At 55.5% G+C, this 23,663-nt stretch carries 23 protein-coding genes, 1 tRNA gene and 4 pseudogenes; 6 read left to right on the top strand and 22 right to left on the bottom strand.

From position 1 onward, the window contains the following. The 4 genes and pseudogenes from BM131_RS02855 to BM131_RS02845 all read right to left on the bottom strand — a co-directional run. Positions 1-248, bottom strand: a pseudogene (locus BM131_RS02855) (IS110 family transposase); the annotation flags it as partial. Between the two features lie 230 nt (positions 249-478). Then, a complete protein-coding gene (locus BM131_RS02850; RefSeq protein WP_090185310.1) occupies positions 479-2,062 on the bottom strand; it encodes an oleate hydratase in 1,584 nt (527 codons plus the stop codon). An 82-nt stretch (positions 2,063-2,144) separates the two neighbouring features. Then, on the bottom strand, positions 2,145-2,435 hold the full coding sequence (locus tag BM131_RS20750) for a hypothetical protein (protein ID WP_425434297.1): 291 nt from the start codon (positions 2,433-2,435) through the stop codon (positions 2,145-2,147). Continuing rightward, positions 2,326-2,730 carry an HdeD family acid-resistance protein gene (locus BM131_RS02845; RefSeq protein WP_090185307.1) on the bottom strand — a complete coding sequence of 135 codons (405 nt, stop codon included), beginning with the start codon at positions 2,728-2,730 and terminating at the stop codon, positions 2,326-2,328. The genes BM131_RS20750 and BM131_RS02845 overlap by 110 nt, the downstream gene beginning before the upstream one ends. Positions 2,731-3,310: 580 nt before the next feature. Between BM131_RS02845 and BM131_RS02840 the strand changes: the two genes are divergently transcribed. The 4 genes from BM131_RS02840 to BM131_RS20470 all read left to right on the top strand — a co-directional run bounded on the left by BM131_RS02840 (position 3,311) and on the right by BM131_RS20470 (position 6,809). Then, entirely contained in the window at positions 3,311-5,332 is a 2,022-nt protein-coding gene (locus BM131_RS02840; protein WP_217646835.1) for an oleate hydratase, read from the top strand. 351 nt (positions 5,333-5,683) lie between these two features. Beyond that, positions 5,684-6,097, top strand: coding sequence for a universal stress protein (locus tag BM131_RS02835; RefSeq protein ID WP_090185302.1), 414 nt, complete (start codon positions 5,684-5,686; stop codon positions 6,095-6,097). A gap of 146 nt (positions 6,098-6,243) precedes the next feature. After that, on the top strand, positions 6,244-6,636 hold the full coding sequence (locus BM131_RS02830; protein ID WP_090185299.1) for a thiol-disulfide oxidoreductase DCC family protein: 393 nt from the start codon (positions 6,244-6,246) through the stop codon (positions 6,634-6,636). A 14-nt stretch (positions 6,637-6,650) separates the two neighbouring features. Continuing rightward, entirely contained in the window at positions 6,651-6,809 is a 159-nt protein-coding gene (locus BM131_RS20470) for a hypothetical protein (RefSeq protein ID WP_245754112.1), read from the top strand. Positions 6,810-6,858: 49 nt separating this feature from the next. On the opposite strand, the pseudogene BM131_RS20650 reads toward BM131_RS20470, so the two are convergent. From BM131_RS20650 to BM131_RS02770, 12 genes and pseudogenes are all read right to left on the bottom strand, one after another. Then, positions 6,859-6,990 (bottom strand): annotated as a pseudogene (locus BM131_RS20650) (TehB-like domain-containing protein); the annotation flags it as partial. 27 nt (positions 6,991-7,017) lie between these two features. Then, positions 7,018-7,383, bottom strand: a complete 366-nt coding sequence (locus tag BM131_RS02820; protein WP_175499135.1) for a hypothetical protein — start codon at positions 7,381-7,383, stop codon at positions 7,018-7,020. A gap of 43 nt (positions 7,384-7,426) precedes the next feature. Next, entirely contained in the window at positions 7,427-7,867 is a 441-nt protein-coding gene (locus tag BM131_RS02815; RefSeq protein ID WP_090185294.1) for a CBS domain-containing protein, read from the bottom strand. Between the two features lie 70 nt (positions 7,868-7,937). Further along, positions 7,938-8,831 (bottom strand): DUF2189 domain-containing protein, encoded by an 894-nt coding sequence (locus tag BM131_RS02810; protein ID WP_090185292.1) that lies wholly within the window; start codon positions 8,829-8,831, stop codon positions 7,938-7,940. After that, positions 8,825-9,040 (bottom strand): hypothetical protein, encoded by a 216-nt coding sequence (locus BM131_RS02805; protein WP_090185288.1) that lies wholly within the window; start codon positions 9,038-9,040, stop codon positions 8,825-8,827. The genes BM131_RS02810 and BM131_RS02805 overlap by 7 nt, the downstream gene beginning before the upstream one ends. Further along, complete coding sequence (ccoP, locus tag BM131_RS02800) at positions 9,037-9,909, bottom strand: cytochrome-c oxidase, cbb3-type subunit III (protein WP_090185287.1); 873 nt, start codon at positions 9,907-9,909, stop codon at positions 9,037-9,039. The genes BM131_RS02805 and ccoP overlap by 4 nt, the downstream gene beginning before the upstream one ends. Further along, positions 9,900-10,106 carry a cbb3-type cytochrome c oxidase subunit 3 gene (locus BM131_RS02795; protein ID WP_090185284.1) on the bottom strand — a complete coding sequence of 69 codons (207 nt, stop codon included), beginning with the start codon at positions 10,104-10,106 and terminating at the stop codon, positions 9,900-9,902. Before BM131_RS02795 ends, ccoP begins: the two co-directional genes overlap by 10 nt. A gap of 3 nt (positions 10,107-10,109) precedes the next feature. Next, positions 10,110-10,886 (bottom strand): cytochrome-c oxidase, cbb3-type subunit II, encoded by a 777-nt coding sequence (gene ccoO / locus BM131_RS02790; RefSeq protein WP_090185282.1) that lies wholly within the window; start codon positions 10,884-10,886, stop codon positions 10,110-10,112. Positions 10,887-10,890: 4 nt separating this feature from the next. Further along, positions 10,891-12,540: a cytochrome-c oxidase, cbb3-type subunit I gene (ccoN, locus tag BM131_RS02785; RefSeq protein ID WP_090185375.1), complete on the bottom strand. Its 1,650-nt coding sequence runs from the start codon at positions 12,538-12,540 to the stop codon at positions 10,891-10,893. Between the two features lie 47 nt (positions 12,541-12,587). Further along, positions 12,588-12,737, bottom strand: a pseudogene (gene ccoS / locus BM131_RS02780) (cbb3-type cytochrome oxidase assembly protein CcoS); the annotation flags it as partial. Then, positions 12,734-14,905 (bottom strand): heavy metal translocating P-type ATPase, encoded by a 2,172-nt coding sequence (locus tag BM131_RS02775; protein ID WP_245754117.1) that lies wholly within the window; start codon positions 14,903-14,905, stop codon positions 12,734-12,736. The gene BM131_RS02775 and the pseudogene ccoS, both read right to left, overlap by 4 nt. An 836-nt stretch (positions 14,906-15,741) precedes the next feature. Then, a complete protein-coding gene (locus BM131_RS02770) occupies positions 15,742-16,005 on the bottom strand; it encodes a helix-turn-helix domain-containing protein (protein ID WP_090185275.1) in 264 nt (87 codons plus the stop codon). Between the two features lie 1,329 nt (positions 16,006-17,334). On the opposite strand from BM131_RS02770, the gene BM131_RS02765 reads away from it, so the two are divergent. Further along, positions 17,335-17,643, top strand: a complete 309-nt coding sequence (locus BM131_RS02765; protein WP_090185272.1) for a hypothetical protein — start codon at positions 17,335-17,337, stop codon at positions 17,641-17,643. Beyond that, a pseudogene (locus BM131_RS20745) lies at positions 17,636-18,673 on the top strand (recombinase family protein); the annotation flags it as partial. The gene BM131_RS02765 and the pseudogene BM131_RS20745, both read left to right, overlap by 8 nt. A gap of 490 nt (positions 18,674-19,163) precedes the next feature. On the opposite strand, the gene BM131_RS02755 reads toward BM131_RS20745, so the two are convergent. From BM131_RS02755 to sufC, 6 genes are all read right to left on the bottom strand, one after another. Beyond that, a tRNA-Arg gene (locus tag BM131_RS02755) sits at positions 19,164-19,240 on the bottom strand. Positions 19,241-19,292: 52 nt separating this feature from the next. After that, a complete protein-coding gene (locus BM131_RS02750) occupies positions 19,293-20,513 on the bottom strand; it encodes a cysteine desulfurase (RefSeq protein ID WP_090185269.1) in 1,221 nt (406 codons plus the stop codon). Continuing rightward, complete coding sequence (locus BM131_RS02745) at positions 20,514-21,095, bottom strand: YIP1 family protein (RefSeq protein ID WP_090185266.1); 582 nt, start codon at positions 21,093-21,095, stop codon at positions 20,514-20,516. After that, the gene (locus tag BM131_RS02740; protein WP_245754111.1) at positions 21,092-21,613 is read right to left on the bottom strand and encodes a hypothetical protein; all 522 of its coding nucleotides are present in this window, start codon (positions 21,611-21,613) and stop codon (positions 21,092-21,094) included. Before BM131_RS02740 ends, BM131_RS02745 begins: the two co-directional genes overlap by 4 nt. After that, positions 21,589-22,869 carry a SufB/SufD family protein gene (locus BM131_RS02735; protein ID WP_090185261.1) on the bottom strand — a complete coding sequence of 427 codons (1,281 nt, stop codon included), beginning with the start codon at positions 22,867-22,869 and terminating at the stop codon, positions 21,589-21,591. Before BM131_RS02735 ends, BM131_RS02740 begins: the two co-directional genes overlap by 25 nt. Then, positions 22,869-23,624, bottom strand: a complete 756-nt coding sequence (gene sufC, locus BM131_RS02730; protein ID WP_090185259.1) for a Fe-S cluster assembly ATPase SufC — start codon at positions 23,622-23,624, stop codon at positions 22,869-22,871. The genes BM131_RS02735 and sufC overlap by 1 nt, the downstream gene beginning before the upstream one ends. Positions 23,625-23,663 lie beyond the last annotated feature (39 nt).

Here is a 23,663-nt window from a genome sequence, read left to right as displayed (position 1 = left end):
AACGGCTTCACATAGATTGGCGGGATTAGGCGCACGTCGTGGCCCAACTTCTCAAATTCCCGACCCCAGCCATGCGCCGTTGCACAAGCCTCCATGGCGATCAGGCATTTAGGCTGCTGCGCCACGAACGCGAGAAACTGACCTCGTGAAAGCTTCTTACGAAACGCGACCGAACCGTCTTGGTGTGCACCGTGCAGCTGGAAAACGCGCTTTGCCAGATCGACACCGATAATAGTAACTTCGGACATGGATACTCCTTCCTTCTGTGATGGTTTCAACACTCATCATAGTGGCACATTGCGATGCCGTCGGGAGGGGGCATCCAAGCCATCAACAAAGCCCCTGCGGACACTCAATTTATTTTCGTGCTTGACGGCATGGATCTCGAATTTTGGTACTCAAACTGGTCTTGGTTCATATAAAATGCGATGAGCGCCAGCAGACTCACGACAGGAGAACTTATGCGAAGCAGTCTTGCCTACGCAAACGCCTTAATGACAGCATCAAAATTCACTTTAACAGACCTGTCATGGTGCGAAACTTCTGGAATCTCACGGTCGATCTCTAGCAATTCGTATACTGCCATCTGCGCGGCGCGTATCGAGTACTCGACCGTAAACACAACGTCATTGGGCACCTCAACAAACTGGCTGATGAAAGCCAGATTTCTGGAGTTCTTTGGAACAGGAAGCGGTCGGTCAGCAAGCGCCCGAGGCATAAACATACTGGTGATATAAGGCATACGGCACGGAATACAGTTTGCTGCCGCGAAGGTTTCAGCATAGTCGAAATTAAGATGGCCGCACAACTCTCGAAGGATTTCCTCGCCCGTACATTCCGACATTGGTTTCGCAATGAAATTGCCAATACGGTCTGGATGCAGAGCATAACCCCAAAGTATCTGAACACCTTCTGGTTGATTCATGAAGTGCGGCTGATGATACAGAACAACCGACATAAGCCAGTTTGAATCCTTGAACGTAACTAACCCACCGGTGCCGGCCTCATTACCGGTAAATGCCTGCATCTGATCAAACAAAGCTGTGTCCTTGAGAGTAGCGGTGAACGAGTGCCAATAAGATTCAGGGATGCTGCTGTTGAATGGTGCTGGATTCCCGAATTCCGGGCGACCATCGGCTAATTTTTCCCATAGGTTCCAGCCTCCGCTGTCGGCCTTTGTTAGGTGTTTTGGTGCTGATGTCATGGACCCAACGCTTGACGCATCGGTCATGGAACCATTCTGAAAGAAGACCAAATCGTCTTCACCGACACTTATAGAGTTCTCGCGTCCGGCGTGGTTGAATTTGATCCCGACAACGGTGTGCTTTTCTGCATTTGGCAAAAACTCGAAGTCAGTCACCATGGTATCGTTTTGGAAATGGACGCCTTCGGCTTCGAGCCATTTCATTAGCGGCCGCACAAGAGAATCGAACTGGTTATAGATCGTGCGCTTAACGCCAGCGAGTGTTTCAATGCGAGAGAACTCTTTCATGAAACGGTGTAAGTAGCGTTTAAATTCGACCGCGCTGTGCCAAGGCTGAAAGGCAAAGGTGGTTTGCCACATGTACCAAAAATTATTGCTAAAGAATTCCTGTGACAGCCAGTCGGTTATGACGCTTGTTCCAAGCGTTTCTTCACTTGCCTCTGTCAACTTAAGGAGTTCCAGCCGGTCTTGCATGGTGAACCCCATGGTGGAAACATCGACGATGGCTCGATTTCGATCTACCAGCCGTGCCTGGGAATGGGCTTTGACACGCGTATTGAAGGCAATAATCTCGTCATAAACCGATTGGCTGGAATCGCTGGTGGACGGAATGGTTTTATAAAGATCCCAAGTACATTCATAATTGTCGGTGGTCAGCATGCGACCACCACGCATGGAGTACCCGTCTTCTGCGTTTCCGGCTGCATCCAGCGCTCCACCCCAAACGGGCATGGCTTCAAATATGGTGATGTTCTTGCCCGGCACACCTCCGTCGCGGATCATAAATGCCGCTGCGGCCAAAGAGCCAATACCACCGCCTACCAAATAGGATTTTCTATTTTGAGTTGAAGTTGTCATATCAATTTCCTTAATTTCTGTTTCGCAATCCGTCCCGAAAATGGCGGCCGCGAGGGCTTTTTCTGATATCTTGATTTAAATGTCAGGCTGCGAGTTCTTTAAACGCGCTGGCACCAAAAACCTTACTCACTGCAATTGGCACTATCACGAGTGTCCAGCCGGAGATTATAATGCTGATACCTGCTAGAGTGCCAAGCGACCAAAGCGCCGCAGACGGAAGCTGCCACCACAGCATTAGCCCCAATGCCACAGATACAACCCCGTCAAATAGAACCCAGCCCCAACCGGCATGAGGTCGCATCTGCAATGAAAATAGCGTTTTTATTGTACCTTCGGCCAGAAAAGCTACCGCAACGATGACTGTCAGTGCCAAAAATGCCTTCCAATGGACGCATGAGCAGATACAGCCCTCCGGCCAGCCATAGTGCGGCGATTAGCAAGCCGAGGATGATACCGCCCCATTTGGGATAGCTGAACGCGCTCACGCTTTGCGCGATACTCGCAACTATCAGCATCACACCCACGATCCAGACAACGCTGAGAGAGCTAATGAGCGGGAACGCAATGGCAGCAACACCGGCAAGTATCATCACGATGCCGACGGCAATAATCCGGTTGCGGCCTTGCCTGACAGTCGATGCAAACGGTGACTGATCGTAAGAACTCATGGCGTTCTCCGTTGAATAAGGATTGGTTTGGATTGTGTCGTGACAGCAACGCAGAGCACGCTGACCGTAACCGCTGACACCAACATCTATGTCACCCGATCGGTGAGCAGTCGTTGAGGTGGATCAATGTTGCCTGACGTCAGCGTTTATTGGGCCAAATAGGGCTATTTGATAAAAGAGCGGTTCTGGCTCATCGTCACCACTGAAGCGTGGAAGATATCGCCGACAACAGGCACACGCAGAAGCCTTGGCGAAAAGGTCGCTTGAGCCGCTGCTGGTTTTGCGGACACGACCGATTCATGGGTCCTAACCCTAGTCTGGCAGCACCGTCGAGACCATGGATATCGTGGTCCGATCAATGTCGTGGCGTGTCTTCGAGGGGCAGCATCGGGCACAAGGCCTACTCTTCGAAGCGCTTCCCCTCGTCGCTAAGATATCCCGGACTGCAGCGAACAGGTTGATGCAGATCAGTGTGCGTGTTGATCATTTCCGATTTGACGATGGTAGCCCGAAGGCGAAGTGGCGATGCCACTGCGTCCGGATGTGACGGTTCGATTCATTTCTAAACGAGGAAATCACCATGGATAATCCTGATATGCCACGGATAGACAACTCTCGCCTCAAGACCCATATCGATCTTATGGCTGAACAAGCCGTGGATGTGGCCCCTGACGCATCGTCCCAGCATTTGCACAATGGCTTGGATACGTCGCTGCCGCCAGCTGACCTGCACGGGAGCTATATCAATAACCGTCCGCTTCCGACCGAAGGCATTGCGGACCGCCATGCCTACATTGTCGGCAGTGGAATCGGTGGCCTGACCGCCGCCTTCTTCCTAATCCGTGACGGTCATATGCCCGGCAAAAATATCATCATTCTCGAATCCCAAAAGATCGAGGGCGGCGCGCTTGATGGGGCTGGCAATGCTGAGGATGGCTATGTCGTCCGTGGCGGTCGCGAGATGGAGCTGACCTACCAAAACTTCTGGGATGTATTCTCAGAAATACCGGCTTTGGAACTGCCCGCACCTTTCACGGTGCTCGACGAATTTCGGGTCGTGAATGATGCTGACAAGAATTGGTCGAAGGCCCGGCTTCTTGAAAAACAAGGCCAGATCGGGGATTTCTCGACCATGGGACTGAGCAAGTTGCAGCAACTTGAGCTGGTGCGGCTTTTCCTTGCCCGGAAGGAAGATCTAGACGACCTGACGGTTGAAGATTGGTTCAGTGAAGGTTTCCTGACAACCAACTTCTACACGTTCTGGCGCACCATGTTCGCCTTTCAAAACTGGCACTCGGTGCTGGAAATGAAGCTGTACATGCATCGGTTCCTGCATCTGATGGATGGGCTGAACGACATGACCGCGCTCGTTTTTCCAAAATACAATCAATATGATAGCTTTGTCGTGCCTTTGATGGCGTGGCTAAAAAACCGAGGGGTGACAATCCAATACGACACGGTCGTGTCTGACGTCGAAATGGTCAGCGACGGCGAAACCCGGACCACAACGGCAATTCAGTGCCATACGCACAGCGGAGAAAAGTCGATCGCGGTTGGTGCAAAGGATCTGGTCTTCGTGACCATCGGGTCAATCGTCGAGGACACGGCCTTTGGCGATAATGATACGGTTCCAAAGCTTAGAATAAACGAGCCGGACCAAGATGTTGGCGCAAGCTGGCGTTTGTGGAAGGCCCTCGCCCTGAAATCGGCCGCCTTTGGACGGCCAGATAAATTCTGTGGCGATGTGCCGATGTCAACTTGGGAATCTGCCACGCTTACCTGCAAGCCATCACCACTGACGGACAAGTTGAAGGAACTGTCGGTCAACGATCCCTATTCCGGAAAAACGGTCACAGGGGGCATCGTCACCATCACCGACTCCGCCTGGTTGATGAGCTTCACGATCAACCGCCAGCCGCATTTTTTGGATCAGCCAGAGGATGTCATCGTTCCCTGGGTCTATGCGTTGCTGATGGATAAGCCGGGCGACTACGTCAAAAAGCCGATGCCGGATTGCACCGGCAGTGAAATACTGACCGAACTGTGTTTTCACCTTGGCATTCTTGATCAGATCGACGAGGTGATCGCGGCAACCAAGGTGCGCACCGCGCTGATGCCCTATATTACCGCACAGTTCATGCCCCGCGCCCGCGGCGATCGCCCATGGGCAGTTCCGAAGGGGTCCACAAACTTGGCATGTCTCGGTCAGTTTGTGGAAACCCATAATGATGTGGTTTTCACGCTGGAAAGTTCAGTTCGCACTGCGCGCATCGGCGTCTACAGCCTGCTTGGTCTTAAGAAGCAGGTGCCCGACATCTATCCGGGGCAGTATGATATCCGCCGTCTGTTAAGGGCAACGCGAACGCTGAACAACGACGAGGCTTTTTTGGGTGAGGGGCTTCTGCGCCATCTTCTAGGTGGCACCTACCTTGAAAACGTCCTGCCTCTTGGCCCGGATGAAGAGGCTACCGATCTGCGCAAACCTGGGCTGTTCGAAGAGCAGTTGAGTGCGCTGCAGGGTGCCGTCACAGAAAACCACACGCTGGACGCCGCAAAGACCTGGGTGCAGGGCGTGATCGACGCCCTACGCAAACCTAGGTGATGCTGTGATGACCGCGGCCTCAATAGGTGACGACCTGCGAAAAAATATGAATGTCAGCGGATCACCGGGTGTCGGCTTTTCCATGTGGGGCGATCAGGCGCAAACTTATCTGTCCGGCCAGTCTGTGCCGAAGCTGAGCCGCGTTTCTCGAGCGTGCTGGTGGCCCCACAAACCGACACCCTTGGGCTTCGACTTCCATCATGGCTGGGCAGTCAATACCGACACCCTCAGTCAACATGAGACACGTAGATCGCGGACATTCAGATTGGGTAGGTCGGCAGAGCAGACCGACCGGCTATTTTATATCTCTGCACGAATGATGTCGTGTGGGACAATGAAAAGGAGACGAACATGTATTCGAACATTATGATCCCGGTGGATCTTCGGCACACTGACCATCTGGACAAAGCCCTTTCGGTGGCCGCTGACATTGCAAAACTGTATGGAGCAAAACTGCATATTGTCGGCGTCGTCCAAGCAGCTCCGAGTGAGGTCGCGCGCACCCCCGCACAATATGCTGAAAAGCTTGCGGCCTATGCTGCGGATCGTTCTCAGAAGTTTGGGGTCATATTTAAACCACATGCCGAAATCGGTCACGACCCGTCAATCGACCTTGACGACGTATTGAAACGCGCTGCGAATGCAATCGGCATCGATTTGATTGTTATGGCAAGCCATGTTCCTGGAGTTGCCGAGCACTTTTTTGCGTCGAACGCTGGTCGTCTCGCATCGCACGCGACGGTGTCCGTATTCGTAGTGCGCTAACACGAGGCATGACGCGGTCGCGCGGATCAAGGATTTAACTTAATCCCAAATGGTTAGGGCTCGAACCGGACCTGTGGCTATGTAAATGTGTCCAGCCAGCGTGTCGCCGGTTGGGCTTTACGCCGGCCAAATCTACGTAACTGAACATGGAAAATAGCCCCCAAATATCTGTCCTTTATAATGCCAACTGCCCGGTCTGTAACGTCGAGATTAAACATTACGCCCATTATGGAGGCGAGCACAGCCTGCCGATCCGGTTTGATGATCTGAACACAGATGTGCGGGACAAGTGGGGGTTGGATGCCGATACGGCGGCCCGGCGTCTTTACGTGCTGCACGACGGAACGCTGACATCGGGCATACCGGCGTTTTTGGTCCTGTGGTCGCAGATGCCACGATATCAGCGGCTGGCGCGCGTCGTTAGCGTGCCCGGCATCAAGCAGACCGCGTGCGTCGTCTATGACTTCATTCTGGCCCCGGTCATTTACCGTTGGCACCTGCGGCGTTTGCGCAAGCAGACCGCCCGCACGACCAATTGAGGCTGGAGGACCCCTTGCCGAACGACAACAACAGCGGCACCTCAGTGCCGACGGGACGCGCGGCGCGGCTGTTTCGCTTTAGTGGCATAGCGTCGGGCATTGCGGGCATCGTAGCGGCGGGCGGCCTGCGGGCGCTGGCTGGTGGCAAGCGGCCCGCATCAGCATCCGCATGAGCCCAAGCGGCTCAACAGGATGCGGTTGTTCAGGATGTATCAGACCGCGATGCTCTAGATCGAGAAACATCTCTGACTTTAGATCAACCACCCGGTATCCCAGGCGTCTTTCCAAAACCTGAATGACCCCCCAAACGCCTTCCTTTGCGCGATGCTCTTTGCGCGGCCCGGCAGGCAGCATAGCCTCGTCTAAAATCGGCCAACGCGGTTAAGGCTTTGTAGCGAACGCCGAGGTCCGGAAGCGATCGGAGCGGTGCACCAGTTCCGTCATGTGATGGGACGCATGAATTGTCAGGAGGTGCTGTGTCGCGCCGGCCCGCGGCGCAATGTAGTCCCCCATATCAAGTGCAAGTTGACGCTGTTGATCGGAACCCTCTGCCAAAACGGCGATCATCAGATTCTCGAGCGCAATTACTCGCATGCGCAGATGAACAAGTTCGGCATTGGTCAAGTCGGGAACCTCAGAGTTCGTCTCGAAGGCCGTTTTGGTCATAGCACCGCCTTCATTTTCCCATCGCGACAACACCCGTTGACGCACTTCGGTTGTATCGGTGGTCAGGTCAGGGTTCGACATCAGGATCTCCTCTTGGCCGTGCTGAAAGGGGTTTGGATGCAGATCACCGATAGCCAATACCTTTCACGAAATCGATCATCTGAGTTTCCTCATATTCGGCGTCACCTAAAAGGGACCGGAGAATGATCCGGGCGGTGAGCACGCCGATAGGCCGGTTGTCCGCATCCACCGCCGGGATATTCTTGAGATGTCGCTGCTTCATCAGTTCGGACACGACTTTTAATTGATCGGCCCCCCGACACAGTGCCACATCGCATGTCATCACGGTCGCGACGGGGCACATGCAGGTCGCGCCCTGGCAGGTGCTAATCTGCCTCACGACATCCGTTTTCGTGACAACACCTCGCAAGATACCGTCACCGTCGCACACGACCACAAGGTCGGTGTGTGCGCTCAAAAGCTTGGCCGCTTCGATCAGTTTGGCGTCATCACGGATGGTGACGAGCTGCTCCGATGCCGCCTGCAACAATCCCTCGATCAGCATGTCTTTTTCTCCCAATGACCACGCGCGGTGTCGTCGCCGCAAACTGCTGAAGTGCTTCGGTGTGCCACTCTCATGACGGGCGCACAAACATGCGTTCGGCGTTGCCGTCGGGAGCGATCTCGCCGCGGATGGCACGATACGCATGCCATGTGGCGTGTCCCAAAAGTGGAAAGATCAGGATCAAACCCAGGAATCCCGTCAGCATTGATAGCAGGAACAACACGAGGACAATGGCCCCCCACGCCAGCATGACAGGCAGGTTGCTCCACACCATCGCCATACTGGTCCCCAAAGCGGACATGGCATCGGTCCGTTCGGTCAGCAGCATCGGTACCGCAAAGACGCTGATGGCAAAGGAGAATGCCGCAAAGAGTGCACCGACAGCGCTGCCCACGAACAGGACAGCCCAGCCGGTTGGTGTCATGAACAGCATCGGCACGATATGATCCGTTCCGGGAAATGGCACGATGCCAAAGAACAATGCCCAGATCAGAACCGCCGCGCGCATCCAGAGGAGAAATAGACACAGCAGCAGGACGCCCATGAACAAGGCCTGATAGCCTGACCGTGGTTTGACGAAGATCATTTCGACGTAACTGGTCGTCGCATCCATCTCGAGACGGCGGCTTTTCTCATAGAGACCGTTCGCGATCAACGGACCGATGACCATGAATCCGGCAAGAGCGGGAAGTAGCACATAGCCGTAGTTAAAGCGAAACAACGCCCACACGATAAGTGCTGATATGGCAAAGATCCCGAAGCCGTAGAGCAGACTTGGCAAAGGGTTATGCCACAGGTCGGACCACCCGGCCCGAAGCCAGTCAAACGCCATGCGCCAAGGCAGCTCCCGCGCACGCCGGTTCTCCCGTGGCAGCGGTGGCACGATCTTTGGAATGCCGTCGTCGGCATGTGGATTATCGGGCGGCGGCGGCGCGTTTTTATCTTGGGTGTGATCGCTCAACATGATGGTTTCGCCGCGCTATAGACCACGACGCCTTCCTTTGCGGGTTGCAGAACACAATCGGGCTTCGACGCGAATGACACCGCGATCAGATGCGCGTTGGCCCCGATAAACAGGAGCATCACGGCAGCGGTCGCTGCGATTGCAAACAGGCGCGGGCCCGTCCAGAAGCGCTCTTGTTTGTCCTGGAGCGGGCGGATGATGTCCGTCATTTTGGTGCCGCCTGACCCAGATGTTGCAGGTAAACGGCGAGAATCTTACGCTCCGTCAGGGATAAGCGATCCTCCCAGGAGGGCATCCAGCCTTGCCGCCCACTCCAAATGGTTTCGTACATTGCCTTGTCGTCGCCACCATAGATCCAGAACGCGTCGGTCAGATTTGGTGCGCCGAGATCTGTATTGCCGTCGCCATTTTCTCCGTGACAAGCCGCGCAGTTGTTCGCGAAAATCTCTCCTCCCGCAGCGATACGATCCGCAGGTGCGGCGGCACCAGACAAGGATTGGACGTAGTCGACGACGAGCCGGATATCATCACGTGGCAGGATGCCGTCCCGACCAAAAGCCAGCATCTGCGCATAGCGCGTGTCGAGGTGGGTCGAATTAATGCCGACGCGCAGCGTCTCCATGATCGTATCGGTGTCACCCCCCCAAAGCCAGGCAGTGTCGATGAGGCTGGGAAACCCAGGACCACCGGCCGCATCGGTTCCATGACAGCCGGCGCAGTTATCGCCGAAAATCTGGTGCGCGGTCCCCGTCACCCGGGCCATCAATTCAGGGTCTTTCAGGATGTCAGCTGTGGGATGCGCCGCGATGCGGTCTGCCCAGTCGGCACGGGTCATATTGGCAAGCTCGATGTCCTGTTTGACCACGTCGCGCTGATCGAAACCAAGAAGGCCTTTTGTATAGGTCGTGACCAGCGGCCACGTCGGTAGCAATATCCACATGAGCAGTGCGAACAGATGTGTCACGATGATGAAGAACCACACGATGCGGGGCACTCGGGTGTTCAGTTCCGTGATTCCGTCCCATTCATGTCCGGTGGTCTGGTGCCCGGTGAGGGGGTCGCGATCCTTTACCGACATGCCTTGTCCTCCGCCTTGGTCGACGTGGGCTGTGCGGGTCCGTCCTCATCGTCGAGAATACTGTTGGCAGCCTTGTCAAACCGCCCACCTAGCGAGGGCCAAAAGGCATAGGCCGTGATCGCGACCGACAGGCCAAGCAGCCAGAACAAGCCAAACGACTTGGACAGTGCGACATACCATTCGTGGGTCATATCCATCGCCTATTCCTCCGCCATCGGCTGGGTGTTCTGCGCCACATCGGTCAGATTCCCAAGGATCTGAAGATACGCGACCAGTGCGTCCATTTCCGTTAGGCGATCGTTTTGCCCGTCAAAGGCGCGCACTGCGGTCGCCTCACCATACCGGTCCAGCACACCGCTCGCGCGGTCCCCATCGGGCCGCGCCTGCCCCAGAGCATCGTTGGCCGCGTTGGCGATCATGTCATCGGTGTAGGGCACGCCCACCATACGCAGCGCATCGAGCCTGCCCGGCAGGTCGTCGGTGCGCAGCGGTGTCTCCAGTAGAAAAGCGTATTGTGGCATCACAGATTGAGGCACTAAATCGCGCGGGTTGATCAGATGACGCACCTGCCAGTCATCGGAATACTTGTCCCCAACCCGCGCGAGGTCTGGCCCCGTCCGCTTTGATCCCCATAGCATTGGGTGGTCATATTTTGATTCCACAGCCAGCGAATAGGGACCGTAGCGTTCCACTTCGTCGCGCAGCGTGCGGATCATCTGGGAATGGCAGGCATAGCAACCCTCCCGGATGTAGATATCCCGCCCAGCCTGCTCCAGCGGCGTGTAGACCCGCATGTCGGCCACGTCTTCAACCGTGTCGTCGATGGTGAACAGCGGCGCAATTTCGACAAATCCACCGACACCGGCGGCGAGGATAATGCCTGCCGTCAGCGCCATCGAATGCCGTTCCATCTTGTAATGGGTCTTTGCCTGAAACTCGAAAACTCGCGCGAACGGCTTGAGAAGGGTTTTCAACATGAGCTTACTCCGCCGCCGGCACTGCCGGCTCCATTGCTTCCGAGGTCGTCGGGTAGTCGATCGCCGGAGTGTGATGTGGCACGCGCCGGATTGTCATGACGACGTTCCAGAAGCAGATGCAGGCGCCCGTAAAGAACAGCAGCCCGCCAAAGGCTCGCGCGATATAGTAAGGATGCATCGCAATCAGCGTATCAACGAAGGAAAAGCGCAATGTGCCGCTCTCGGTATATGTGCGCCACATCAGGCCTTGGGTGATGCCGCTGTTCCACATCGCAAAGACGTAGATAACCGTCCCCGACAGGGCCAACCAGAAGTGCCACTCGACTGCTTTCCAAGAATACATTGTCTCGCGCCGCCACAGCACGGGCGTTAGCGCATAGATCGATCCGAACGTAATCATGGCGACCCACCCCATCGCACCGGAGTGAACATGACCGACAGTCCAGTCGGTATAGTGCGACAGGGCGTTGACCGGGCGGATCGCCATGAACGAGCCTTCGAACGTCGACAACCCGTAGAACACGGCAGCAACCATCATGAAGCGCAATGTGGCGTCGTCGCGGACCTTGTGCCACGCCCCGTTGAGGGTCATCAGCGCATTGCCCGCCGACGCCCAGCTCGGTACCAGCAACATGACCGAAAACGTGACACCCAGCGTTTGCACCCACTGCGGCAGTGCTGTGTAATGCAGGTGGTGCGATCCGACCCAGATATAGAAGAATACGATGCCCCAGAACGACAGGATCGATAAACGGTAGGAATAGATTGGCCGCCCTGCCCGCTTTGGCAGAAAATAATACAGCATGCCGAGAAAGCCGGTGGTCAGAAAGAAGGCGACCGCGTTGTGCCCATACCACCATTGGACCATCGCATCTTGCACACCCGAGAAGGCCGAATAACTTTTGGCACCGGAGAAGGACGCCGGGATCGCCAAATTGTTGACGACGTGCAAGATTGCCACGACCAGGATGAACGACAGGTAATACCAGTTGGCGACGTAGATGTGCGGCTCATTCCGGCGGGCGAGTGTGCGGATGTAGAGCACGAAGTAAACCACCCATACGATCACCAACCAGAGGTCGGCATACCATTCCGGCTCTGCGTATTCTTTGGATTGGGTGATGCCGATCAGATAGCCGCTGGCGGCGACAACGCAGAACAGGTTGAACCCCAGTAGCACGAACCAAGGCGACACCTGGTCCGGCATCCGTGCACGACTGGTGCGCTGCATGATGTGAAAGGATGTGGCAATCAGGGCATTGCCGCCAAAGCCGAAGATCACACCGGACGTATGCACCGGGCGGATGCGACCAAAGCTGGACCAGGCTGCATCAAACCGCAAATCCGGCCAGGCCAACTGCGACGCGACCCACACGCCCATACCCATCGCGACAACCGCCCAGAACAGTGCAAGTAGGATCCCGATCTTCGTGGGATCGTCGTAATAGGATACGCTGCGGTCCTCGACAGGCTCGGCATCATAAAGCTTCTGGCCCACGATAAAAAACAGCACGCCGCAAAACAGCAGGACAATCCAGCCATGTGCGCCCATGGGATCGTTGCGACCCACGGCCGCCATCGTAAGGCCGATCAGCACACCCGCACCCGTGATCAGCATGGCCCTCGCGCGTTCGGTGCTGGTAAGGTTGGACATCATAGCGCGGTCTCCTTGATCGTGTTGGACTGGCGTGCAGATGCAGCCGGAAGCGGGTGGTCATCATCGAAGAGGATCCGTTCAGCGTCGCCTGACAGGTCGTCGTACTGATTGCTGCGCAATGACCAAAAGAAGACGCCTAACCCGACGGCCCCCATGCCCAGCGTGATCGGGATCAGGAAAGCAAGAATGGTCATGCTGGCACCTCTGACCCGCCGACCCGGGAGACAGGCGTCTGGCCCGGCTTTGCGGCGCGGTTCAGCCGGAGAGCATTGCCAATCACAAGAAGCGACGAGGCCGACATCGCGATTGCGGCGATCAGCGGAGTCACCAGACCGGCCATGGCCAGTGGGATCGCAATGCAGTTGTAGGCGATGGCCAGTGCAAAGTTCTGCCGCACGATCCGCGAAGTGTCGCGGGCCATGCGCCAAGCGGCTGGCACAGCATCAAGCCCATCACGCAGGAAAATGAAATCTGCTGCCGTCCGTCCTGCATCCGACGCACTGGAGGGTGCCATGGACACATGCGCCGCCGCCAGCGCCGCCGCATCGTTCAATCCGTCACCGACCATCAGGGCACGAAAGCCATTATTGCGCATGGCATTGAGCGCCGCGATCTTATCGGCGGGTGTTTTACCCGACTTCACGTCGGCGATGTCCAGTTGGTTCGCGATGCTGTTTGCCCGCGCCGCGATGTCGCCAGAAAGCATGGCAACGGGAATGCCTGCTGCGGCAAATGACTTGATCGCATCAACTGCACCGGGGCGCAGTGCCTCTGTCAGGTCGAATGACATCGCAGGTCCATCCGCAAAGGCGAAGACGGGACTTGCTCGGCCTTTAGCGTGCACACTGATGTCTGCGACCCAGTCTGCACGGCCTAGCCGCACGGCACGTCCGCCAATGCAACCAGCCACGCCGAACCCCGGCACTTCGATTGCATCGTCCAGTTGACAGGGCAGTTCAGCGATACTCAAAGCAATCGCACGTGCGGCAGGATGGACCGACTTTAGAGCCAAAGCCTTGGCTGCGGTGCGAAGCGCGGGATCATCCGGGCCGAAACCGACCGCTGACGTGCCCATGGTCAGCGTGCCCGTCTTGTCGAAAACCACGCAGTCGATATCAGCCAGCCGCTCCAGCGCGGATCCATCTTTCATCAGAATCCCCATGCGCATCAAGCGTCCGGAGGCCACGACATGCGCCACAGGCACAGCCAGACCCAGCGCACAGGGGCAGGTGATAATCAGAACACTGATCGCAACAAAGGCCGAGGTGTGCCAGTCGCCTGTGGCAAGGACCCAGCCGATAAATGTTACCAGTGCCAGCAGATGCACGACCGGCGCATAGAGCCGCGCGGCGCGATCGGCGATCCGCACATAAGTCCCACGACCGGTCTCGGCATCTGACTGCATCCGTATCATCTGGGCAAGGAATGACTCGTCAGCAGACCGCAGGACTTCCGCCTCGACGGCACCGGTCAGGTTCAGCGTTCCGGCATCCAGCGTATCGCCGAAGCCACCCGGCACCGGCATCGCTTCGCCAGTCACAAGTGACCGGTCCAGATCCGTGAAGCCCGAGGTGATCCGCACATCGACCGGCACACGCTCATCCCGGCCAATCGTTATGATCGCACCGGGGGCAATGGAGCTCAGCGGCACATATGTCGGAGTCCCATCGGATTGGCGCAGCATCGCGCCGCGTGGTGACAATCGTGCGAGCCCGGAGACCGCACTGCGCGCACGTTCCCGCATTAGGTGATCGAGATAGCGGCCCGACAGAAGGAAGAAGAGCAAGGTCACGGCGGCGTCGAAAAAGGCCTGCTCGCCGCCCCGCATTGTCTCAACCAGGCTCAACGCCAAAGCCAACACGACAGCAACAGCGATCGGCACATCCATGTTGAGCCGCCGCACCCGTAAGGCCTGAAATGCGGAGCGGAAGAACGGTTGACCGGCATAGACCACGACAGGGATGGCGATCAGTGCAGAAATCAGGTGAAACGTGTCTCGCGTCTCACCAGCAGCACCTGACCAGACGGCGACTGACAATATCATGATGTTCATCGCCCCGAACCCGGCAACGGCGATCGCACGCAAAAGGCCGCGGCCTATGTTGTCGGTATTGTCCTCTTCCAATTGCGCCACGTCCGCAGGTATTGCCGGATATCCAAGCAGGGCGAGCGCAGAGATAACTGCATTGGGATCTGTGTCTGCGTTGGCGAAGGTCACAACCGCCTGCTTCAGGGTCAGGTTAACCCTTGCGGATGCGACATCCGGGCGTGCATTCAGGGCACGTTCAATCGTGGCGACGCACCCCCCGCATCGCAGGTCCGGGATCGACAGCACGCACTGCCCCCGACCATTGGACAGCATCCGCACAGCGGTACGGGCCTCGGCTTCCCGCCATGCATGCGAAGACGACTGAAAAATGTCATCGCTGCTTGTCCGCGGATGTGTTCCGATCCCTGACACCCCGTCCACCCCTGGTTACTCTTTAGTTGATCCCAAGTTTTACACGGAGGATCAGGGCACAGGTTGATATGGATCAGTGATCTCAGGCATTTTTTGCAGTAGGCTTCAGGATGGTACGGCACCGCGCGGCTTAAGACGTGTCTGCCGCAACAGGTCGACCTCTAAAGTGAATTCGAAACATTGGCTAATACCCTGCCATCACGCGTCGTGGTAAGGGCTGCTACGATGTAGGCGCAAACACTTCATGACACTTTGCATCAGTGCCATCAAATGGAATAGTAGTTAATCTTCACGGTCCTTTTGGCGCACACCCGGAAATGCCCCCACTGAAGTGGTCCACCTTTTGGGATAGAATTATCCCGTTTTCAGGAAGACGACGAGATGGCTGGCAAGCGAAAGAAGCCCGAGGGTATCGTGCTTGTTGAGTTATGTGAGAATTTGACCCAATTTTTCGAAACGTCGTGAGCCACCAGCTGTCATTAATTCCGTCGCCTTTTCATGAGATTATCATAAGCCAGACAGGTCAACGCTATTTGGAAAAAAAGGTCAATTCGAACCGGAAATCAACACCACATAAGCTCGTCGTTACAGCTGTCGAATGAAAACTCGTCACCATCGCGAATGCGCGCCGCAAATCACGACTGAATTGGGCTTATCCAGCAGCTTGTAGATACAGTTGCTAGTAGCCAGAACCGTCCCAATCTGGAACCGTTCCAGAAATACTGGAATGCACGGCATCACATCATCTCGCTTAGATCAATACCATCGCCCGCTTCGTCTTCGCTCAAGCCCTTCGATACATCCTTCCGAAGCAATTCCTCCATCTTGACGCCTAGCCCCGAAGAAATGCGCAGTAAACTCGTGATACGGATGTCACGCTTACCGTTTTCAATCTCTGAAAGTGCAGGCTTCGATAGCCCGCATTTGACTGATAAGTCAGCTAAAGTGAGCTTGAGAAAATTACGCTGCTTCCGGATGGCGAGACCAAGATCGTTCAGCATTTGCTGTTCGCGTTTCGTTTGAACAGCCGTGGCAATGTTACCTTTTAGGTTAACTTACCTCGCCGATAGCACAAAAAAGCCAACCTTGTTGCGAAATAAGGTAACTTTCAACACGAAGTATCAAGATTTCAACTATAGTTACCGAATATGTTGATTTCCGCGTCAGATTGCCCCAGTTTTTCATCTGGTCCTGATCCCTTTGAAACCACATAATAACATGAAAAGTTGGCAGATTTTGTTAGTGGCCGTGGATCACGATGTTTCAGAAAACTGGGTCAATCTGACGCGGAAATCAACAAACACGGCCTAGAACGCGAGCATTGCAATTTACTTCAAAAACAAGCGTAAAAATCGAAAAACATGCCAAAGCACTACGAGCAGGTGATTCGTTTTCAAGCGCCAAAATTGCAAAATTTCCATCCTTGCGAAAATTGGAAGCTATTTAGAGTCTGCGATTTTATCTCATGGCAATCACTTTTAATCATTTCAATTCATAAAATCACACATTGCAATTCATTTTTATTCATTATTATTCATACATCATAATTGATTATTATTTATACATTGTAAATCATGATTAGGCAAACAATTCATTTACAAAAGATTTCAATTGACCGATGGACCGAATCGGAACCACACTACGACAGCGTCGATTGTTCATTAAGGAGCACAAGGGAGAGATAAGGAATATTACCGAAACTGAGGCTAAACTCAATCAACCATCACTTGTTTATCTAAGAAATTCTCTAGCAAAATATCAATTGCATTCGGAGATATGGAAAATGATTATTTACTCATACCGCGCTAATTTTCGTAGAAGCACTTAGTATTTCGCAATAGCCTAAACCAACTAGGAGACGGAAAATTCTTAAAGCGATTATTTACACTAGAGTTTCTAGAAACGTGAAAATAAATAAGAATCCGGCTTGCAATCCCAAGAAGATATTTGCCGTGAACACACCAAAAAAACGGCCTAGAGGTTGCAAAAATATTTAAAGAAACATTTGCTAGAGGAAGCTCTAAAAGAAAAGAAATCGTAAGCCTTCCGAAGTTTTTTAAAAGCAAAACTCAGGGTTTCGAAAACCCAAAGTAACACCAATTTTCAGTGCTCTAAATGCCTCTGAAGAGGGTGATCAGTGTTTGGCGGATCAACGTGCGTTGAGTTCGAACACCCGATATGTGCTGTTTCCAAATAATCCAGATGTGCCAGTTTCCACCGATAGCATAATTTTGTTCAATTTTTCAATAACTTATATTTCTATCTATCCTATCAGCATCCCTCGCGCATCAACCGAGATATTTTAACCGAAAGCTAAGGAGAGTTGGAACATGAAGCCCGAATTGAACCATGGCAAAGTCATCGACTTTGTCGAAGCAAGGAACCTTACGCAACTGAGCCGGAGGCGGCTGGAGATCGACCTCGAAAGGTACCAAACTTACATCGACGACAATGAACTTTCCGAAGAGGAAAAGGCAGACTTTGTGAATGCGCTCTGGACCGTGATCGTGGCGTTTGTCGATCTTGGGTATGGCGTTCATCCTGTGCAGTCAGAATGCGCTCAGTTAATCAGACTCCCTTCGGCACAGCCGCGTCAAGGCAGCAGGAAAACGAAAATGGGAGGTTCTACTGATGTATGACAAACGCCCCCAGCAGCGAACAAAGTGCGTCATCTATTGCCGCGTTTCATCAATCAAGCAGACGATGGATGGCGCAGGTCTGTCTAGCCAAGAACGGAGTTGCCGAGACTACGCCCAGCAATGCGGCATGGTGGTTGAGGAGGTCTTTACCGACGTGATTTCAGGCGCGAGCTCGAACCGCCCTGGTATGAATCTGCTCTTGGCCTTTCTAAACAGTATCGATGCCCGCGATTACATGGTCATTGTCGACGACGTCTCGCGCTTCGCACGCGATGTCGGCGCTCACACCGAACTTCGGAACAAAATTATGACGGCAGGGGCGGCCATTGACAGCCCCAAGACAAAGTTCGGTGTGGATGCGGAAACCCGCTTTCTGGAGATGCTTTGGGCATTATTGGCGTCCCGCGACCGCGAAAAGAATGCGGAACTATCCGTGACTCGGACAATCTCGCGACTCAAAAATGGGTTTTGGACATTCTCCGCTCCGCTTGGCTATCAATACAGCAAGGCTCCCGGCGGCGGAAAGCTTTTGGTTCGCAAGGAACCAGAGGCATCGATCATTCAGGAGGCTTTGGAGGGTTTCGCTTCTGGCCGTTTTCAAAACCAAGCGGAAGTGAAACGATTTCTGGACGCCAATCCAGAGTTTCCGCGAGCTAGGGGTGTTAAGGAGGTCAAGTTCGACAAAGTGACAGGGATACTCACTCGGTTAGTATATTCGGGTTATCTCGAAAAGCCAGAGTGGGACGTACCTCTTACAAAAGCGCAACATGAACCGTTGATCGCTTATGAAACGTATTTGATAAATCAAAGCCGTCTGAAAGGAAAGAAGGTAGCGCCTGCGCGAAAAAACATCGACCGCGATTTTATTCTGCGCGGCTTTCTAACCTGCGACGAATGTGGGTACAGCTTAACTGCTGGCTGGTCGAGGAGTGGAACTGGTAAACTGTATCCCTACTATCACTGCCATCATAAAGGTTGCAGCCAATGTAAAAAGTCCATTGGCAGGGACAAACTGGAAGCTGAATTCGAGCAGATGTTGAGGGGTCTCACACCAACTACTAAGACCTTCGAACTTGCAGGGCAAATGTTTCGAGATGCATGGGATCGCTATCGTTCGAACTCGAAAGACGAAGCTGCGAGACATCGAACCCGGCTAAAACAAATCGATACTGAAGTGGCCTCAATGATCGAGAGGGCAGCTCGAACTCATCACAACGAAACCGCTCAAGCTTACGAAGCAAGGATCGTCGAGTTGCGCTCGGAGACTACCGTTCTCGAGGAAAAATTGGCTTTGCAGCGCATCCCAGAAGGAAATTTCGATAATATGTTCGAACTCTCCATGCAATTCCTAGCAAGCCCTTGGGAAGTATGGGGAAAAGCGTCCTACGAACTGAAGAGAACTGTCATGCGGCTGGTGTTTGCAGCCCCAATAAATGTATCGCGTGAAACAGGACTTCGAACCGCAGAAACCACCTTACCGTTCAAGGCGTTACAGTTTCTCTCTACGTCTGGAAGTCAAATGGTGCACCCGACTGGATTCGAACCAGTGACCTCTGCCTTCGGAGGGCAGCGCTCTATCCAGCTGAGCTACGGGTGCATACAAGCGCGTCTATAGCGTTGCGGCGACGAGGCCGCAACGCCAAAAGCCATCAGGCGAACAGATCGTGGCACAGTTCCAGCGCATCGACCAGCGCGTCGACTTCGGCCGTTGTGTTATAGACGCCAAAGGATGCGCGGCAGGTCGCCGTCAGCCCAAGGTGGTCCATCAACGGCATGGCGCAGTGCGATCCGGCGCGGACGGCCACGCCCTTTTTATCCAGCACGGTCGAGATGTCGTGTGCATGCGCAGGCCCATCCAGCGTAAAGCTGAAAATTGCGCCCTTATCAGGTGCATTGCCCTGCACCTGCAGCCAATTCAGGCCTGCAAGCCGCGTCTGCGCATAGTCGCGCAGCCCGGCCTCGTGCGCGGCGATGTTGTCCATCCCGACATCCATCATCCAGTCCAGAGCGACGCCCAGACCGATGGTCTGAACGATTCCCGGCGTGCCCGCCTCGAACTTCATCGGCGCGTCGTTATAGGTGACCATATCGCGGCCAACCTCGCGGATCATATCGCCGCCGCCCAGAAACGGACGCATCTCGCTCATGCGGTCAGGGTGCACATAGATCGCCCCAGACCCGCTTGGGCCATACAGCTTGTGCCCAGTGATCGCATAGAAATCACAGCCCATGTCCTGCACGTCGACGGGCATATGCACCGCCGCCTGCGATCCGTCGACCAACACGGGCACACCTTTTTCATGCGCGCCAGCACAGATCGCCTTGGTATCGACCAGCGTGCCCAGCACATTCGACATCTGTGTGATCGCGACCAGTTTCGTCTTTGGCCCAATCGCATCAATCACCGCCTGCGGATCAAGCGAGCCATCAGCGGCGCAATCCACCCACTTCAGCACAACCCCCTGCCGTTCGCGCAGAAAGTGCCAAGGCACGATATTCGCATGGTGTTCCAAAATGCTTAACACGATCTCGTCGCCCGCCTGCAAACGCGGCGCGGCCCAGCCGTAGGACACCATATTGATGCCTTCGGTGGTGCCAGAGTTCAGAATGATATCATCCTCGGACTTTGCATTTAAAAAGCGTGCAATCTTGCCGCGCACGCCCTCGTAGTGGTCGGTCGCAACATTAGAAAGGTAGTGTAAGCCGCGGTGAACATTGGCATATTCATGCTCGTACATATGCGTCATGGCGTCGATCACCGCGCGCGGCTTTTGCGCGGACGCGCCATTGTCCAGATACACCAACGGCTTGCCGTTCACTTCCCGGGACAGAATAGGAAATTGGGCGCGAATTGCGTCAACGTCGAACATCTAAAGGGTGCCTCCTTGCAGGGTCACGCCGATCAGGGACAGCAACAGCGCCAGCCCGAATAAAATACCAACGACCCCGATAACAACGGTCGCCAGCGCTTTGAAAAGGTTGTCAAAACCGTGCAGCACGTTGACCAGATGCAAAAGCGAAAACACAAGCCACGCAAGCCCGGCCAATGTAACAATCCCCGCAAGCGGAGGAAACAGCAGCAGTGTCGCAGTCTGGGCCACTTGGATCAGCAGCGCCATCGATTGCCACCAGATCACAAGCAGCAATGCCGCGCTAAAACGCCCGGTCCCGCCCAGCATGCGCCCGGTCAGTTGCAGCGCAAAGACCATCATCAGCAAGGACGCGCCAAGGATCACCGTCAGCGCAAAAGGCGTGGCGCGCAGCAATTCGGCGTCTGCGGGGGACAAATACAGCCCGAGTTCCAGCATCAGCACCGACAGCACTGTCACTAGCGCGACCATGCTAAACAGCGCATCTCGGCTTAAACCGATGGATATCAGCGCCTGCGCGACGCCAGCCGGGTCACGCAAAGACCGCCCGATCCATTGGCCAATCCACTGTCCCGACGTCATTGCTCTGCCTCATAAAGTGACAGCGCCCAGATCCAGCCAAAGGCCAAAACCCAAGCCGCGCCGATCACATGCGTGCCGGCCACCTGCCCCAAAAATCCAGCCATCAGGCCGTAAAGCAGCAGCAAGGGCACGGATGCCAGCAGCGACCAGAACAGCGCCAGACGCGCGGTGTAATGCGTGCCGCGCCCGCGAAACGCCTTTGCAATCAGATGGCTGACAGCCGCCAGCGCATAGAACGCCAGCGGCCAGACGGTGATCCAGGCGAATAGCTCGTAGGTCATCATCTGCATCAGCTCTCGCGGCTCTGCGCCGGGGGCAAGGTCGAAGCCCGCCGCCGCCCGCGTCAGCCGCGGCCATTGCGCAACGAACACCAGCAGACAGAACACGATCAGATAGGCCAAGGCCCGGTCTTCACGCTTTCCCTTTGCCAGCAAGCCGCGCATCACGATGCGCGGCCCGCGCCACGTGCGGATGATGTCAGATGTGACGGCCATCAGCTTTGGTGGCGATCCAGCCAACCGGCCAGCCGATCCCGCAGATCATCACCAAGAGATTCGTCGTCAATCTCTTGCAGCGCCTCGGCCAAGAACGACAGCGTCAGCAGCGTCGTCGCCGTCTTATGCGGCACACCGCGTGACCGCAGATAGAACAGCGCATCCTCGTCGATCGCACCGGATGTGGACCCGTGCGAACAGGCCACGTCATCGGCATAAATCTCAAGCTCTGGCTTGGCGAGGAACTGGCTATCGCCGTCCAGCAGCAGCGACTGGCTGATCTGATAGCCGTCGGTTTTCTGCGCGCCATGCTTCACAAGGATCTTGCCCTGAAACACGCCAACCGCACCGTTGCGCAGGACTTTCTTAAAGACCTGACGCGACTCGCAGCCGACCGCATCGTGGGTGATGAAGACGGTGTCGTCGTGGTGGAAACCCTCGCCGTCACCGACGCAGGCACCCGCCACGTGCGCCGTCGCATCGTCGCCGACGATGTCCATGATGCAGTCGTTGCGGGTCAGCGCGCCGTTTATCGACAGGGTGAAGGACTTGAACGTCGATCCGGTCCCGATGCGCGTAAAGGTGTGCGTGTTCATCCGGCGGCCCGTATCACGGCCCTGCGCACGCACATGGTGGAACGTGGCGCCATCAGCGACATCGACTTCCATGTTCGACATGAACCGTGCAGCCCCAGCGCCGCTTTCCAGCAGCGTAAAGGTCGCGCCTGCGTCCAGCTTTACCACGTGATGCAGCGCCACATCTGCACCCGCATCTTTGCGATCATAGCGGACATGAACCGCACGGGCCGCGTCGCCGGTGACGTGGATCAGCAAGCCGTCCGTCGCCATGGCCGTGGTCAGCGCCGCCAGCGGACGCTCGACCGGGGATTGGCCGCGCGCTTCCAGTGTGCCCAGCAGATCGCCAGCCCAAGTGATATCCTGCGCCTGCGCCAGCCGCGTGATGGTCACGCCAGCAGCTTCCAGATCGTCCGAGGCATCTGCATCGAACGCGCCGTCCACAAAGACCGCCATCAGCGCATCCGCGCCAGCAAATTCGCGGTCCGAGGCATCTGCCAGATCAGCCGAGATGACAGCGGTATCCGTCAGCGTTGTCGGATCGGAAAACTTCCAATATTCATCGCGCCGCGCGGGCAAGCCCATCGCGGACACCCGGGCCAAGGCCGCTTTGCGCGCCTTTGTCAGCCAAGCCGGCCCGTCCGGCAGCGTCACCGCTGCCAAACGCGCGTCGGTCGCGTCCTGTTTGCGTTGCGGCAGGGCCATTAAGCGTCCTCCGCCAGCAAATCGGCGTAACCGTTGTTTTCAACTTCAAGCGCCAGCTCTGGGCCGCCGGACTTGATGATACGGCCATTCGACATGATGTGCACGACGTCTGGTTTGATATGGTCCAGCAGACGCTGGTAGTGGGTGATCACAAGGAAAGACCGCCCTTCGGACCGCAGCGCGTTCACACCGTCAGCCACCAGCTTCATCGCGTCCACGTCAAGACCCGAGTCGGTCTCGTCTAGGATGCACATCTTTGGCTCTAGCATCGCCATCTGCAGGATCTCGTTGCGCTTTTTCTCGCCGCCGGAAAAGCCAACGTTCACAGGACGCTTCAGCATCTCGGCGTCGATCTTCAGGTCCTTCGCCTTTGCGCGGACTTCCTTCAGGAAATCACCTGCCGACAGCTCTTCTTCGCCGCGCGCTTTGCGCTGTGCGTTCACAGCTGTGCGCAGGAACGTCATGTTGCCAACACCCGGAATTTCCACCGGATACTGGAACGCAAGGAACAGACCCGCCGCAGCACGCTCTTCCGGCTCCATCGCCAGCAGATCAACGCCGTTCAGCGTCGCCGTGCCGCCGGTGACGGTGTAGCCATCCTTGCCGGACAGCACATAAGACATCGTCGATTTGCCAGAGCCGTTCGGCCCCATGATCGCATGCACTTCGCCTGCAGGGACAGTCAGATCGACGCCCTTCAGGATCGACTTGTCTTCATCTTCCAGATCGACCTTCAGGCCTTTAATTTCCAGCATATTCTTCTCCTTCACGGTCCCGCAGGACCCGTCTTTTCC

This window comes from Loktanella salsilacus (assembly GCF_900114485.1).
In the GTDB taxonomy this organism is placed as follows: Bacteria; Pseudomonadota; Alphaproteobacteria; order Rhodobacterales; family Rhodobacteraceae; genus Loktanella; species Loktanella salsilacus.
The sequence above is the reverse complement of the archived record's forward strand: the minus strand, read 5'-3'. Positions and strand labels throughout refer to the sequence as shown.

Bases quoted from the DNA above. Each gene is read 5' to 3' on its own strand.
- BM131_RS02850 (WP_090185310.1), bottom strand. From the start codon at position 2,062: ATGACAACTTCAACTCAAAATAGAAAATCCTATTTGGTAGGCGGTGGT.
- BM131_RS02845 (WP_090185307.1), bottom strand. From the start codon at position 2,730: ATGAGTTCTTACGATCAGTCACCGTTTGCATCGACTGTCAGGCAAGGC.
- BM131_RS02840 (WP_217646835.1), top strand. From the start codon at position 3,311: ATGGATAATCCTGATATGCCACGGATAGACAACTCTCGCCTCAAGACC.
- BM131_RS02835 (WP_090185302.1), top strand. From the start codon at position 5,684: ATGTATTCGAACATTATGATCCCGGTGGATCTTCGGCACACTGACCAT.
- BM131_RS02830 (WP_090185299.1), top strand. From the start codon at position 6,244: ATGGAAAATAGCCCCCAAATATCTGTCCTTTATAATGCCAACTGCCCG.
- BM131_RS02820 (WP_175499135.1), bottom strand. From the start codon at position 7,383: ATGTCGAACCCTGACCTGACCACCGATACAACCGAAGTGCGTCAACGG.
- BM131_RS02815 (WP_090185294.1), bottom strand. From the start codon at position 7,867: ATGCTGATCGAGGGATTGTTGCAGGCGGCATCGGAGCAGCTCGTCACC.
- BM131_RS02810 (WP_090185292.1), bottom strand. From the start codon at position 8,831: ATGTTGAGCGATCACACCCAAGATAAAAACGCGCCGCCGCCGCCCGAT.
- BM131_RS02805 (WP_090185288.1), bottom strand. From the start codon at position 9,040: ATGACGGACATCATCCGCCCGCTCCAGGACAAACAAGAGCGCTTCTGG.
- ccoP (WP_090185287.1), bottom strand. From the start codon at position 9,909: ATGTCGGTAAAGGATCGCGACCCCCTCACCGGGCACCAGACCACCGGA.
- BM131_RS02795 (WP_090185284.1), bottom strand. From the start codon at position 10,106: ATGGATATGACCCACGAATGGTATGTCGCACTGTCCAAGTCGTTTGGC.
- ccoO (WP_090185282.1), bottom strand. From the start codon at position 10,886: ATGTTGAAAACCCTTCTCAAGCCGTTCGCGCGAGTTTTCGAGTTTCAG.
- ccoN (WP_090185375.1), bottom strand. From the start codon at position 12,540: ATGTCCAACCTTACCAGCACCGAACGCGCGAGGGCCATGCTGATCACG.
- BM131_RS02775 (WP_245754117.1), bottom strand. From the start codon at position 14,905: ATGCTGTCCAATGGTCGGGGGCAGTGCGTGCTGTCGATCCCGGACCTG.
- BM131_RS02770 (WP_090185275.1), bottom strand. From the start codon at position 16,005: ATGCTGAACGATCTTGGTCTCGCCATCCGGAAGCAGCGTAATTTTCTC.
- BM131_RS02765 (WP_090185272.1), top strand. From the start codon at position 17,335: ATGAAGCCCGAATTGAACCATGGCAAAGTCATCGACTTTGTCGAAGCA.
- BM131_RS02750 (WP_090185269.1), bottom strand. From the start codon at position 20,513: ATGTTCGACGTTGACGCAATTCGCGCCCAATTTCCTATTCTGTCCCGG.
- BM131_RS02745 (WP_090185266.1), bottom strand. From the start codon at position 21,095: ATGACGTCGGGACAGTGGATTGGCCAATGGATCGGGCGGTCTTTGCGT.
- BM131_RS02735 (WP_090185261.1), bottom strand. From the start codon at position 22,869: ATGGCCCTGCCGCAACGCAAACAGGACGCGACCGACGCGCGTTTGGCA.
- sufC (WP_090185259.1), bottom strand. From the start codon at position 23,624: ATGCTGGAAATTAAAGGCCTGAAGGTCGATCTGGAAGATGAAGACAAG.